The sequence below is a fragment of the Actinomadura atramentaria DSM 43919 genome (assembly GCF_000381885.1).
Classification (GTDB): Bacteria; Actinomycetota; Actinomycetes; order Streptosporangiales; family Streptosporangiaceae; genus Spirillospora; species Spirillospora atramentaria.
This window is the reverse complement of record NZ_KB907211.1, coordinates 184858-197202: the sequence shown is the minus strand read 5'-3', so window position 1 is coordinate 197202 and position 12345 is coordinate 184858. Positions and strand designations below refer to the sequence as shown.

General features: G+C 76.0%; 10 protein-coding genes. 3 read left to right on the top strand and 7 right to left on the bottom strand.

Features of this window, described 5'->3' with window-relative positions; genetic code table 11:
- Window positions 1-23 precede the first annotated feature (23 nt).
- Together G339_RS0111435 and G339_RS0111430 are read right to left on the bottom strand one after the other, a co-directional pair.
- Complete coding sequence (locus tag G339_RS0111435; protein ID WP_019631217.1) at window positions 24-1547, bottom strand: carotenoid oxygenase family protein; 1524 nt, start codon at window positions 1545-1547, stop codon at window positions 24-26.
- On the bottom strand, window positions 1537-2766 hold the full coding sequence (locus G339_RS0111430; RefSeq protein WP_019631216.1) for an acetyl-CoA acetyltransferase: 1230 nt from the start codon (window positions 2764-2766) through the stop codon (window positions 1537-1539). The genes G339_RS0111435 and G339_RS0111430 overlap by 11 nt, the downstream gene beginning before the upstream one ends.
- A gap of 71 nt (window positions 2767-2837) precedes the next feature.
- Between G339_RS0111430 and G339_RS0111425 the strand changes: the two genes are divergently transcribed.
- The 3 genes from G339_RS0111425 to G339_RS0111415 are packed head-to-tail and all read left to right on the top strand — an operon-like array spanning window position 2838 to window position 6721.
- On the top strand, window positions 2838-4025 hold the full coding sequence (locus G339_RS0111425; RefSeq protein ID WP_019631215.1) for an acetyl-CoA C-acyltransferase: 1188 nt from the start codon (window positions 2838-2840) through the stop codon (window positions 4023-4025).
- Window positions 4026-4068: 43 nt separating this feature from the next.
- Window positions 4069-5043, top strand: a complete 975-nt coding sequence (locus tag G339_RS0111420; protein ID WP_019631214.1) for an LLM class F420-dependent oxidoreductase — start codon at window positions 4069-4071, stop codon at window positions 5041-5043.
- A gap of 10 nt (window positions 5044-5053) precedes the next feature.
- Window positions 5054-6721, top strand: coding sequence for a class I adenylate-forming enzyme family protein (locus G339_RS0111415; protein ID WP_033322833.1), 1668 nt, complete (start codon window positions 5054-5056; stop codon window positions 6719-6721).
- 134 nt (window positions 6722-6855) lie between these two features.
- Here G339_RS0111415 and G339_RS0111410 read toward each other — a convergent pair whose 3' ends face one another.
- The 5 genes from G339_RS0111410 to G339_RS0111390 are packed head-to-tail and all read right to left on the bottom strand — an operon-like array spanning window position 6856 to window position 12334.
- Window positions 6856-7740 (bottom strand): alpha/beta fold hydrolase, encoded by an 885-nt coding sequence (locus G339_RS0111410; protein ID WP_019631212.1) that lies wholly within the window; start codon window positions 7738-7740, stop codon window positions 6856-6858.
- A complete protein-coding gene (locus G339_RS0111405; protein WP_019631211.1) occupies window positions 7737-8456 on the bottom strand; it encodes a TetR/AcrR family transcriptional regulator in 720 nt (239 codons plus the stop codon). The genes G339_RS0111410 and G339_RS0111405 overlap by 4 nt, the downstream gene beginning before the upstream one ends.
- A 37-nt stretch (window positions 8457-8493) precedes the next feature.
- A complete protein-coding gene (locus tag G339_RS0111400; protein WP_019631210.1) occupies window positions 8494-10215 on the bottom strand; it encodes an ABC transporter ATP-binding protein in 1722 nt (573 codons plus the stop codon).
- Window positions 10212-11957: an ABC transporter ATP-binding protein gene (locus G339_RS0111395; protein WP_019631209.1), complete on the bottom strand. Its 1746-nt coding sequence runs from the start codon at window positions 11955-11957 to the stop codon at window positions 10212-10214. Before G339_RS0111395 ends, G339_RS0111400 begins: the two co-directional genes overlap by 4 nt.
- Window positions 11954-12334 carry a cupin domain-containing protein gene (locus tag G339_RS0111390; RefSeq protein ID WP_019631208.1) on the bottom strand — a complete coding sequence of 127 codons (381 nt, stop codon included), beginning with the start codon at window positions 12332-12334 and terminating at the stop codon, window positions 11954-11956. Before G339_RS0111390 ends, G339_RS0111395 begins: the two co-directional genes overlap by 4 nt.
- Between the last annotated feature and the right edge of the window lie 11 nt (window positions 12335-12345).

The following is a 12345-nucleotide window of genomic DNA, read 5'->3' as shown; positions in this document are numbered from 1 at the left end:
CGTCCTCTCACTGGTCGAGCGGCTCAGCGGTCGAGCAGCGCCGCCGCCTCCGTCGCGTCGCGGTCCCGCCAGCCCGGCAGCGCCGCGCCGGGCGCCCAGGCGGAGTGCGTGCCGCTGGAGATCCGCTCGGGGAGCCGGAGCCGGACGACGGGTCCGTCGGCGGGCCGGGCCGCGTCGAACACCAGGCATTCGGAGCGGTCGGCGTTCATGTCCGTGGTCAGTGTAATCAGGTAGCCGTCGTCCTCCCCGGCGGAGCCGGTGCGGGGGGCCATCGCGGTCTCGCTGCCGTACACGCCCTCGCCGAACGCGTAGCGCTCCTCGTCCCCGGTGCGCAGGTCGTGCTTGACGACGCCGTCGAACAGGAACCAGCCGGGCCGCTGCGTGGCCGCGTAGACGTACCGGTGCGCGCGGCCGCCGTGCCCGGGGTTGATCATCCCGAACTCGGTGTAGCGCTCGCTCAGCCGCTCCTCCTCGACCTGCCCGGTGGCGAGGTTCAGCCGCCAGCGGTGGAGGCGCGTCTCCATCCGCTCCAGCGCGAGGAACCGGAACATCCGCTGGTAGACGCCCTCGCCGCGCGGGTCGGGCGGTTCGGGGCAGCCCTGGAAGAACCCGTCGATGACGATCTCGTCGCCGTCCTCGTAGGCGTTGGCGAAGTGCAGGACGTACGTGGGGTCGGCCTCGAACCAGCGGAGCTGCGAGGCGTCGCCGCGCCGGGGCATGACGCCGAACCGGCTCGGCAGCTCGGGATGGAACCGGGACGCGTACTTGCCCTGCGCGAGCAGGTCCGGGTCCCAGAACAGCGGGAAGTCGTTGAAGATCGCGTAGTTCTCGGTGAACGCCATGTCGTGCGGGAGGCGCGCGCCGGGCAGCGGGACGTCGGTGAAGTGCGCGAGCCGGTCGTCCGCATCCACGACGCCGTACCGCAGATAGGGGGCCTCGGTGGCGTAGCTGAAGAACAGCAGCTCACCCGTGTGGTCGTCGGTCTTGGTGTGCGCGGAGACTCCCCAGCCGCTCGGGAAGCCGCCGCCCCACGTCGCCTTGCCGACCGTGTCGAGGGTGAGCGGGTCGAGGCGGTACAGGTCGCCGCACTGCCAGAAGCTGCTCAGCGCGACGCCGTTGTGGACGACGATGTCGGTGCTCGACGCGTCCTTCATGCGGGTCCGCGCGCCCCAGCCGTCCGCCCGCCTGGACAGCGCGGGCCGGTCCGCGATGCCCGCCCACAGCGACTCGCCCGCGTCCTGCTCGGCGACGAAGCCGTCCGTGCGGACGAACCGGTTCCGGTAGAACGCGCGGCCGTCGCGGAACCCGACGACGTGGACCATGCCGTCGCCGTCGAACGGGTGGTACAGGCGGATCGCCGGATGGACGGGGTTCTCGGTGTTGCGCAGGTACACGCCGTCGAGGTCGGCGGGGATCTCGCCCTCGACCACCTCCAGGTCGTCCGCGCGCCACTCGGTCGTCTGCGGACGCCACGGCCCGGTGCGGTACGGGTGGTCGTCGTCCGCGGGCAGCGTCGACAGCGCCCGCCCCACGATCTCAACGTCCATCGGACTCTCCCTCCACCACGAGGCTCACCGTGGTCGTCGTGCTGCCGCCGATGTTGAGCGTGCCGAACCGGCGCGCCCCCTCGACCTGGTAGCCGCCCGCGCGGCCGGTGACCTGGAGCGCCGCGTCCAGCAGCATCCGGACGCCGGTCGCGCCGACCGGGTGCCCGCCGCCGATCAGGCCGCCGCTCGGATTGACGGGGATGCGGCCGCCGATCTCCAGATCGCCGTTCTCGACGGCCTTCCAGCTCTCGCCGGGGCCGGTGATGCCGAAGTGGTCGACGGCCATGTACTCCGACATCGAGAAGCAGTCGTGGGTCTCGATGCCGTCGAGGTCGTCCGCGCCGCCGATCCCGGCGCGGCCGAACGCGTCCCGCACGGCCTGCCGGACGTGCGGCAGCGCGTACGGTTCGGCGGCGCTGCGCTCCAGCTTGCGGGCGAGCGGCAGGCCGACCGTCCGGTGGCCCCAGCCCGCGATGCGCGCGAGGGGCCGGTCACGGGCCTCGGGGTGCGCGGCGAGCCAGCGGTCGGAGACGAGCACGACGCCCGCGCCGCCGTCCGTCATCTGGCTGCAGTCCTGGCGGCGGACGCGGCCCTCGACCAGCGGGTTCGCCTCGTCGTCGGCGGTGAAGCCCGCCTCGGCGAACGTCCAGCCGCGCGTCTGCGCGTTCGGGTTGGCGCGGGCGTTGCGGACGTTGAGCTCGGCGATGGCGTGCAGGTGCCGGTCGTCGAGCCCGTAGCGGCGGTCGTACTCGTCGGCGAGGGCGCTGAACATGTACGGCCACATGAACGTCGCGTCCGCGCCCTCGTGCCCGGTCCACGCCGCCGCGCCGAGGTGCCGCGCGCCGACGTCGCCGGGGACGGTCTTCTCCAGCTCCGCGCCGAGCACGAGCGCGCAGTCGTAGCGGCCGGACTCCAGGTCGGCCATCGCCGCGAGCACCGCGATACCGCCGGACGCGCACGCCGCCTCGTGCCGGGACGCGGGCACGCCCCACAGCCGCTCGTCCACGGTCGCGGGCATCCCGCCGAGCTGGCCCTGTCCGGTGAAGAGCTGGCCGAACGCGTTGCCGAGGTGGATCACCCCGACGTCGGCCGCGTCGGCGCGGGCGTCGCGCAGCGTGCCGCCGACCACCTCCGCGACCAGGTCGGAGAACTCCAGCCCGGCGCGGGCCCAGTTCCGCGCGAAGTCGGTCTGGTACCCGCCGAGCACCCACACGTCCATCGAAGCCCCCTCCGGCTCGTCCTGCGGCGATGCTACAACTAACAGAGTCACCCAGCGAGAGGACGGCCCCGATGACCTCCGACGCCTACGTCCTGGACTACGTCCGCACCCCGCGCGGCAAGGGCTCCCCGCGCGGCGCCCTGCACGGCGTCTCCCCCACCGGCCTGGTGGTGGCGCTGCTCGACGCGCTCGGCGAGCGCGGGCTGGACCCGGCGGCCGTCGAGGACGTCGTCCTCGGGATCGCGTCGCAGTCGGGCGAGCAGGGCGCGGACCTCGCCCGGACCGCCGTGCTGCTCGCCGGGTGGGGCGACGGCGTGCCCGGCGCGACGCTGAACCGGTTCTGCGCGTCCGGGATCGACGCCGTCGCGCAGACCGCCGCGCGCGTCAGGGCGGGCGACCTCGGGCTCGCGGTCGCGGGCGGCGTGGAGAGCACGTCGCGGGTGCCGATGTTCAGCGACGGCGGGCCGCTCTTCCGCGACCCGGACGTCGTGCGGCGGATCGGGTCCGTCCACATGGGCGTCGCCGCCGACCTCAACGCGACGCTGGACGGCTGGACGCGCGACGAACTCGACGCGTACGGCGTCGAGACTCAGGAGAAGGCCGCCCGCGCGTGGGCGGCCGGGGCGTTCGCGCGCAGCGTCGTCCCGGTCGCGGGCCTGGACCGCGACGAACTCGTCCGGCCCGGCACGACCGCCGAGGCGCTGGCCGCGCTGGAACCGGCGTTCGCGGGCCTCGGCGCGGACGGCCAGGACGCCCTCGCCCTCGCCGCGCACCCCGAGGCGGGCGAGATCCGGCACCCGCACACGGTCGGCACCTCGCCCGCGCTGGCGGACGGGGCCGCGCTGCTGCTGCTCGGGGACGCGGCGGCGGCCGAGGCGGCGGGGCTGCGGCCGCGCGCCCGGATCGTCGCGTCCGCGACGGCCGCCGCCGATCCGGTGATCATGCTGACGGCGGGCCAGACGGCGGTGGAGCGCGTCCTCGCCCGCGCCGGGCTGACGCCCGCCGACATCGACGTCTTCGAGTTCGCCGAGGCGTTCGCCGCGCTGTGCCTGCGGCTGCGCCGCGACCTGGGCGCCGGGCCGGACCGGCTCAACCCGAACGGCGGCACGATCGCGATGGGCCACGCGTTCGGCGCGACGGGCGCGGTGATGGTCGGCGGCTGCGTGGAGGAGTTGGAGCGGCGCGGCGGGCGCTACGGCGTCGCGGCGGTGAGCGGCGCGGCGGGGCTCGGCGTCGCGGTGCTGGTGGAGCGGCTGTGAGGCGCCCCTGGCCGGATCACTTCGTTTATTGTAGTTTGCCCGCATGATGCCCGATCTGGCCGCCGCGCCCGGCTACTGGCAGGACCGAGTCCCCGGCGAGGCGCTCGCCACCGTCGCCGCCGCCGACCGGCTCGGCTACCGCGAACTGTGGCTGGGCGAGATGGCGACCTACGACGTGTTCGCGCTCGCCGTCGCCGCCGCCGCGCGCACCGAGCGCTGCTCGCTGACGCTCGGGCCGCTCGCCGTCGCCGTCCGCGACCCGATGTCGATCGCGCGCGGCGTCGCGTCCGTCGCGGAGCTGACCGGCCGCCGGGTGGACGTCGCGATCGGCACGTCCAGCCCGGTCGTCGTCGGCGAGTGGCACGGCCGCGACCGGCGGCGGCCCGCCGCCGCGCTGCGCGAGTCCGCGACGGCGCTGCGCGGGTTCCTGGACGGCGCGAAGGTGACGCAGGACGGCGAGGTCGTCCGGACGCGCGGGTACCGGCTGCGACTGCCCGCCCCCAAGTCGTCGCTGACGGTCGCGGCGTTCGGCCCGGCGGCGGTGCGCGCCGCCGCCGCGCACGCCGACCGGATGGTGCTGAACCTGGTCACGCCCGCGTCCGCCGCCGCGCTCGTCCGCGACCTGCGCGCGGCGGCGGCCGACGCCGGACGGCCCGCGCCGCGCGTCGCCGTCTGGGCGACGGCGGCGGTGGACCCGTCCCCGGCGGCGCTGGAGCAGGTCCGGCGCGGGCTCGTCGGGTACCTGGCCGCGCCCGGCTACGGCGAGATGTTCGCCGAGGCCGGGTTCGGGGAGCTCGTGGCGTTCGCGCGCACCCGGCCGCACCCGCGCGACCTGCTCGCGGCGGTCGGGCCGGAGGTCGCGGCGTCGGTGGGGCTGCTCGGCGGCGACGCCGAGGTCCGCGCCCGGCTCGCCGAGTACGCGGCGGCGGGCGCGGACGAGGTGGTCGTCATCCCGGCGAGCACCGACGACGATCCGGGCGGGGAGCGCACGCTCGCCCGCGTCCGGGCACTGGTCTGAGGGAGGCATCGTGGCACCACGGCAGTTGCACCCCGCCGGGCGCGTCGCCGAGTACACGGCGAAGGGCTGGTGGGGGTCGGACACGCTGGACGCGCTGTTCCGCGCGCGCGTCCGCGAGAATCCCGGCCGCGTCGCGGTCGTGGACCCCGCCGACAAGGCGGCGCTCGTCGGCCTCGACCCGCGCCGCCTGACCTGGGACGAGCTGGACGCCGAGGCCGACCGGACGGCGGCGGTCCTGCTCCGCCGGGGCCTCGCGCCGGGCGACGTCGTCGGCGTCCAGCTCCCCAACACCGTCGAGCAGGTGGCGCTGTACCTGGCGTGCTGGCGGATCGGGCTGATCGTGTCGCCGCTGCCGATGCAGTACCGCGAACACGAGACGTCCCAGCTCGCGAAGCTCGCCGGGTTCGCCGCGCACATCACCGTCGCCCGGTTCGGCGACCGGGCCCCGGCCGCCGAGGCGGTGGCGCTCGGGCTGCCGCTCGTCCTGGCGTACGGGGCGGGAGCCCCGGCGGGCGCGGTCCCGATGGACGCGGAACTCGCGCTGCCCGCCGGGCCCGCCGCCGCGCACGACGCCGACCCGAACGACTGCGTGACGATCTGCTGGACGTCCGGCACCGAGAGCACCCCGAAGGGCGTGCCGCGCTGCCACAACGACTGGCTCGCCGTCGCGTCGGTGTGCGCGGAGGCCCCGCGCATGACGCGCGACGACGTGCTGCTCAACCCGTTCCCGATGGTGAACATGGCCGGGTTCGCGGGGCTGTTCCTGCCGTGGCTGCTCGTCGGCGGCGTGCTCGTCCAGCACCATCCGTTCGACCTGCCGACGTTCCTCGCGCAGATCGCCCGCGAACGCGTCACCTACACCGTCGCCGCGCCCGCGCTGCTGACGATGCTGCTGGACCGCGAGGACCTGCTGGCCTCGACCGACCTGTCGTCGCTGACGCGCATCGGTTCCGGCTCGGCCCCGCTGTCGCCCGCGATGGTGCGCGGCTGGCAGGAACGGCACGGCATCGGCGTCATCAACTTCTTCGGCTCCAACGAGGGCGCGGGGATGCTCACCGACCCCTACGACGTGCCCGATCCCGAGCAGCGCGCGCGGTTCTTCCCGCGCTACGGCGTGCCGGGGATCGCCTGGTCCACGCGCGCGTCCACATGGACGCACATGCGCGTCGTGGACCTCGCGACCGGCGAGGACGTCGAGGAGCCCGGCCGCCCCGGCGAGCTGCGGATCAAGGGACCGCAGGTCTTCGCGGGCTACCTCGACGGCGCGGGCCTGGCCAGCCCGTTCGACGAGCGCGGCTACCTGCGCACCGGGGACGTCTTCGAGATCGCCGGGGAGCGCGGCGAGTTCATCCGGTACGTGGACCGCGCGAAGGACCTGGTGATCCGGGGCGGCATGAACATCGCCGCCGCCGAGCTGGAGCACCTGCTCGCCGAGCATCCCGGCGTCGCGGAGGTCGCGATCGTCGGGTACCCGGACGCGGTGCTGGGCGAGCGGATCTGCGCGGTCGTCGTCCCGGCGGACCCGGCCGCGCCGCCGTCGCTGGCGGACGTCACGGCGTTCCTGCGGGACCGCCGCATCGCCTCCTACAAACTGCCCGAACGGCTGGAACTGCGCGAGGCGCTGCCGCGCAACCCCGTCGGAAAGATCCTCAAGCGGGAGCTGCGCGGCGCGCTCTGACCCGGCTGCTCCCGGTGGAGCCGGCCGGGACGGGCGTGCGCGGGATCAGCACGGTGGCGACCAGCGCCGAGGACGACGAAGCCCGCGGCGAGGTACCCGCCGGCCGCCTCGCCCGGCAGGGCCGCGGCTGGACGTCAGGCGCCGGCGGGCGCGCCGAGGACGAGGCGTTCGATCTCGTCCGCGATCAGGCCCGGCTCGGTGACGGGCACGTAGTGGCCGGAGTGCTCGGCGACGACGTGGCGGCCGCGCGGGGACAGCCCGGCGCGGAGCGCGTGGGCGGCGTTGGCCTGGGCGCGGACGTCCTCGGGCATCCCGTCGCCCGCGCGGGCGAGGCCGCCGGAGACGACGGTGACCGGGATGTCGCCGAGGTCGGGCGGCGACGTCCGCCAGGTCTCCAGCTCGTCCAGGAACGTCCGCGCCTGCTCGGTCTGCGTCGCCAGCGCGCCGGGGCCGAACGCCTCCCGGCGCAGATCGGCGCGGACGTCGTCGGCGGGGGCCGCGTCGAGGAGCGAGCGGTAGAGGAACCGGAGCAGACCGAGCCGGGCCAGGACGCGCCCGGCGCGCAGCGCGGTCTGCTCGCGGCGGCGGAACTTCGGGGTGAACATGACGTCGGCGGCCTCGTCGGCCGGGTCCACCAGGACCAGGCCGGCGACCGCGCCGGGCCGCCGCGACGCGGCCAGCCGGACGATCGGGCCGCCCGCGCTGTGCCCGACGAGCACGAACGGCCCGGGGCCGAAGTGGTCGAGCACGTCGGCCAGGTCGTCGGCCAGCCGGTCCAGGGTGCGCCCGGCCGGGTCGGGGGCGGACCGGCCGAGGCCCGAGCGGTCGTAGACGATCGCCCGCGCGAACCCGGCGACGGTCGGCTGCACGCCCGCCCACGAGGACCGGGACGCGCCGCTCCCGGCCTCGAACACCACGGTCGGCGCGGCGCCGCCCGGGCCGGGCAGCGCCATCGCGTACAGGCGGCGGCCGTCGCGGGTGGGCACCCACTCCGGAACGCCCTGGGTGTGCTGGTTCACTGCGGTCCGCCCAGATCGGACTCCGCGTCGGAGGTGAGCGCGGCGACGATCCCGGCGACGGGGCGGCCGGGCGGCGCGGCGGCGAGCAGCCCGCGGATCGACGCGGTCAGCAGCAGCCGGGAGAACTCGCCGAACGACACCTGCGGCAGCCCGGTGTGCGCGGCCCCGAGGTCGGGGTCGGCGGCGATCCGGTCCACCGCGTCCCGCCGCTGCTCGGCGTACCCGGGGCGGCCGAACGCGGCCGCCTCGCGCTCCTCGGCGGCGGCCTGCGCGATGGCGAGCGTCGCGACCGCGCCCGCCAGCACCATCGCCGCGTCCGCCGCGTAGCCGCGCCGCCGCAGCGCCGCGACCTCCGTCGCGAGCAGCCGGTGCCCGGACTCGCCGCGCGGGAACAGCGCCTGAAGATACGAGGCGAGGCCGGGATGCGCGACCGTGTACGACCGGAGCTGCCAGGCGAAGCCGAGCAGGTGGCGCTCCAGGCCGTCCGCCGGGTCCTCGACCAGGTCCAGCCCGCCGAGGACGCTCTCCCCGACGAGCCGTTCCAGTTCCCAGCGCCCCGCGACGTGCCGGTACAGCGCCGCCGGCGACACGCCGAGGCGGGCCGCGACGGCCGCGACCGTCAGGTCCGCGAGGCCGACCTCCCGGCCGGCGCGCACGATCTCCTCGACCGTCACCACCCGGGGCCTGCCGCCGCGCCGTCCGCCGCCCGCCGCCATCCGCGCTCACCCTCCGAACTAAGTTACGGCGCATAACTTAGCTTGCCGGGCTTCCCGCGTCCACCGCCGAGGCGCGCCAGTACTCGGCGTAGCGGCCGTTGCGGCGCAGCAGTTCGTCGTGGTCACCCTCCTCGGCGATCCGGCCGCCGTCCAGGAAGACGATGCGGTCCGCACCCCGGACGGTCCGCAGCCGGTGCGCGACCAGCACGACCGTCCGGCCCGCCATCAGCCGCTCGACGCCCGCGTGGACGGCCGCCTCGTTCACCGGGTCCAGCGCGGACGTCACCTCGTCCAGCAGGACGACCGGCGCGTCCTTCAGCAGCGCCCGCGCGATCGAGACGCGCTGCCGCTCGCCGCCCGACAGCAGCGCGCCGCCCTCCCCGACGCCCGCCGCCCAGCCGCCGGGCAGCCGCGCGACGACCTCGTCCAGCCCGGCCGCCGTCGCCGCCGCGCGGACGGCCGCGTCGTCGGCGCCGGGACGGCCGAGGCGGACGTTCTCCTCGATCGTGCCGTCGAAGAGGTAGACGTCCTGGAACACGACCGCGACCTGCGCCATCAGCACGTCGGTGCTGATGTCGCGGACGTCCGCGCCGCCCATGCGCACCGCGCCGCCGTCCACGTCGTAGAACCGCGCGAGCAGATGCAGCAGCGTCGTCTTTCCCGCGCCGGACGGGCCGACGACGGCCAGCCGCCGCCCTTCCGGCACCGTCAGCGACAGGCCGTCGAGGACCGTCCGGTCGCCGTGCCGGAACGTGACGGACTCGAACGCCAGCCCGTGCCCGCGCGGCCGGACGGGCTCGCGCGGCTCCGGCAGCGGCTCGGCGCTCAGCACCGCGTCGAGCCGCGCCAGCTCCGAGCGCGCGGCGCGCAGCTTGCCGCCCGCCTCCGCCAGCGACAGCAGCGGGTCCGCGCACCGGGCGGCGAGGACGAGCACCGCCAGCAGTTCCGCCGCGCCGACGCGCCCGCCGAGCGCGAGCGCCGCGCCGAGGACGAGCAGCGCGGTGAACACCGCCTGGACGACGGCCGTCAGGCCGAGCACCCCGGGCAGCGCCGCCAGCACGGTTCGGCGGGACGTGCGCTCCAGCCCGCGCAGCGCGTCGTCCAGCAGCCCGAAGCGCTCGCCCGTCCGGCCTCCGGCGCGCAGCACCGGCTGCGCCCGCAGGTACTCGACCACGCGCGCGGCGGCGTCGTGGTCGCGGTCGTGCCGGGCGGCGTCGGCGGCGGCCGTGGCGCGGCCCGTCCAGATCTGCACCGCCGCGACGACCGGTACGGCGGCCAGCGCCGCGAGCCCGAGCTGCCAGTTGAAGACGAGCATCACGCCGACGATCGTCAGCGGCGTCACGCACGCGGACACGAACGGCCCGAGCAGGTGCGCCAGCACGCTCATCGCCTGGAGCACGCCCCGGCTGGCCAGCACCGACACCTCCCCGACGCGGCCCGCGCCGTACCAGCCGACGGGCAGCCGGGCCAGGTGGTCGCCGAGCCGGTGGTACATGCCGCGCAGCAGCACGGTCCCGGCGCGGAACCCCGACAGGTCGCTGAAGTACCGCAGCACCGCGTATCCGGCGAAAGCCGCGCCGAACGCGATGAGCCACGGCCGGGCGTCCGCCGGGTCGTCGCCGAGCAGGGCGCGCAGGACGGGGACCAGCAGCCCGTACGCCAAACCCTCGGCCACGGCCGCCGCCGCCAGCAGCGCCAGCGTGCGGCGGACGGGCCGGGCGTACTCGTCGCCCAGCACGCGCAGCAGCGTCCGGATCATCGGGCGTTCTCCTCTTCTCGCAGGTGGGAGCGCCAGAACGCGGCGAACGCCCCGTCGCGCTCCAGCAGTTCGGCGGGCGCGCCGCGCTCGACCACCGCGCCCTCGTCCAGCAGGACGACGGTGTCGGCCCCGGCGACGGTCTCCAGCCGGTGGGCGATGACGAGGATCGTCCGGTCGCCGCGCAGCGTCTCCAGCGCATTGCGGACGGCCCGCTCGGTCCCGGGGTCGGCGAACGCCGTCGCCTCGTCCAGGACCAGGACGGGCGCGTCGGTGAGCAGCGCGCGGGCCAGCGCGATCCGCTGCGCCTCGCCGCCGGACAGGCCCGACTCCTCCCCGAGGACCGTCTCGTAGCCGCGCGGCAGTTCGAGGACGCGGTCGTGGATGTTCGCCAGCCGCGCCGCGCGCACGACGGCGTCCGGATCGGCGTCCGGCACGGCGAGCGCGATGTTGTCGGTGACGGACGCCCGCAGCAGCCGGACGTCCTGGAACACGAACGACACCATCCGGTAGAGCCGCGCGCTGCCCAGTTCCCGCAGGTCCACGCCGCCGAGGCGGACGGAGCCGCCCGTCGGGTCGAAGAAGCGCGGCAGGAGTTGGACGAGCGTCGACTTCCCGCTGCCGGACGGGCCGACGATCGCCGTGACCGTCCCCGGTTCGAGCACCAGGTCGACGCCGCGCAGCACGTCAGGCCCGTCCTCATAGGCGAACCGGACGTCGCGCAGCTCCACCCGGTGCCCGCGCGGCGCGACGGGCCGCGCGGGCTCGGGCAGCGGCCGCACCGCGAGCACGTCCCGGATGCGGCCGAGCGCGCGCCGGGCTGCCTGCATGTCGTCGAACCCGTGCCCGAGCGCGGCCACCGGGGCGGTCAGCCCGAGGCCGAGCAGCAGGAACGGCAGGAGGTCCGCGGCGGGCATGGACCCGTTCGTGATCAGGACCGCGCCGCCCGTCAGGACGACGAGCAGCACGAACGGCGGCGACAGCGCGAGCTGCATCCCGGCGGCGATCCACGACACGCCGCGCACCCACCGGGTGAACGTCGCGGCGAAGTCGTCGGCGGCCTGCCGGAAGCGCCGGTGCGCGCGGCCGGAGCCGCCGAACGTCTTCACGACCGCGATGCCCTCGACGAACTCGACGGCGGAACTCGCGATGCGCCCCATCGCGTCGTCGAACTCCTGCTGCTCGCGGAGCCGGAACGGCGTCATCATCAGCGGCACCAGCGCCACCGCCAGCACGACGGGGATGAGCGTGATCAGCGTCAGCCGCCAGTCCACGGTGAACAGGTAGACGAGCGACACCAGCGGCACCAGGAACGCGGAGATCAGCTCGCCGGGCGTGTGCGCGATGAACGGGTGGACGGCGCTGACGTCCTCCCCCACCGCCTTGGCCAGCTCGCCCGTCCGCCGCCCCGACAGCCAGCCGATCGGCGCGCGCCCGAGCCGCGCGGCCAGCCGCCGCCGGAACGCGAGCTGCACCCGGCCGTCCAGCAGATGCGCGAGGCCGGACGAGGCGGCGGTGAACACCAGCCGGACCAGCAGCCCGGCCGCGCCCACGGCCACGGCCGTCCATACACGCCCGTGGTCGACCGGCCCGTGGTCGACCGGCCCGGACGCCAGCAGTGCCCGGCCCAGCTCGGCGACGGCCAGCAGCGGCGCGAGCCCCGCCACCGCCCCGACGACCTGCGACCCGACGACGGCGGCGAAGCTCCAGCGGTACGGGCGGAGCAGCCCGGCGTCCCCGGTCATCGCCCCTCCCGGCGGCTGCCGCGCGGGAGCGTGACGGCGATGATGCTGCTCGGCACGTCCAGCTCGATGCGGTGCCAGCGGCCGCACGGCACGATGGCGGCGGTCCCGGCGCGCAGCCGGACGACCTCCTCGGCCTGGCCGGGGCGCTCCGGGCGCAGGTGGAGGCGGATCTTGCCGATGAGGCAGGACACGATCTCGTCGGCCTCGGGGTGGATTTCCCACTGGTCCGCGCGGACGTCGGCGGCGGTCTTGGCGTGCCGCGCCGTCAGCCGCCAGCCGTCGCGCGCGGCGGCGGGCGCGGCCGGTTCGGCGCGCACCCGGCCGTCCGGGCCGAAGCGGATGTCGGACGTGAAGAGGTCGATCGGGGAGACGGCCACGGCGGGCGTCC

Coding starts and splice junctions, on each gene's coding strand:
- G339_RS0111435 (WP_019631217.1), bottom strand. CDS start 1,547: ATGGACGTTGAGATCGTGGGGCGGGCGCTGTCGACGCTGCCCGCGGAC.
- G339_RS0111430 (WP_019631216.1), bottom strand. CDS start 2,766: ATGGACGTGTGGGTGCTCGGCGGGTACCAGACCGACTTCGCGCGGAAC.
- G339_RS0111425 (WP_019631215.1), top strand. CDS start 2,838: ATGACCTCCGACGCCTACGTCCTGGACTACGTCCGCACCCCGCGCGGC.
- G339_RS0111420 (WP_019631214.1), top strand. CDS start 4,069: ATGATGCCCGATCTGGCCGCCGCGCCCGGCTACTGGCAGGACCGAGTC.
- G339_RS0111405 (WP_019631211.1), bottom strand. CDS start 8,456: ATGGCGGCGGGCGGCGGACGGCGCGGCGGCAGGCCCCGGGTGGTGACG.
- G339_RS0111400 (WP_019631210.1), bottom strand. CDS start 10,215: ATGATCCGGACGCTGCTGCGCGTGCTGGGCGACGAGTACGCCCGGCCC.
- G339_RS0111395 (WP_019631209.1), bottom strand. CDS start 11,957: ATGACCGGGGACGCCGGGCTGCTCCGCCCGTACCGCTGGAGCTTCGCC.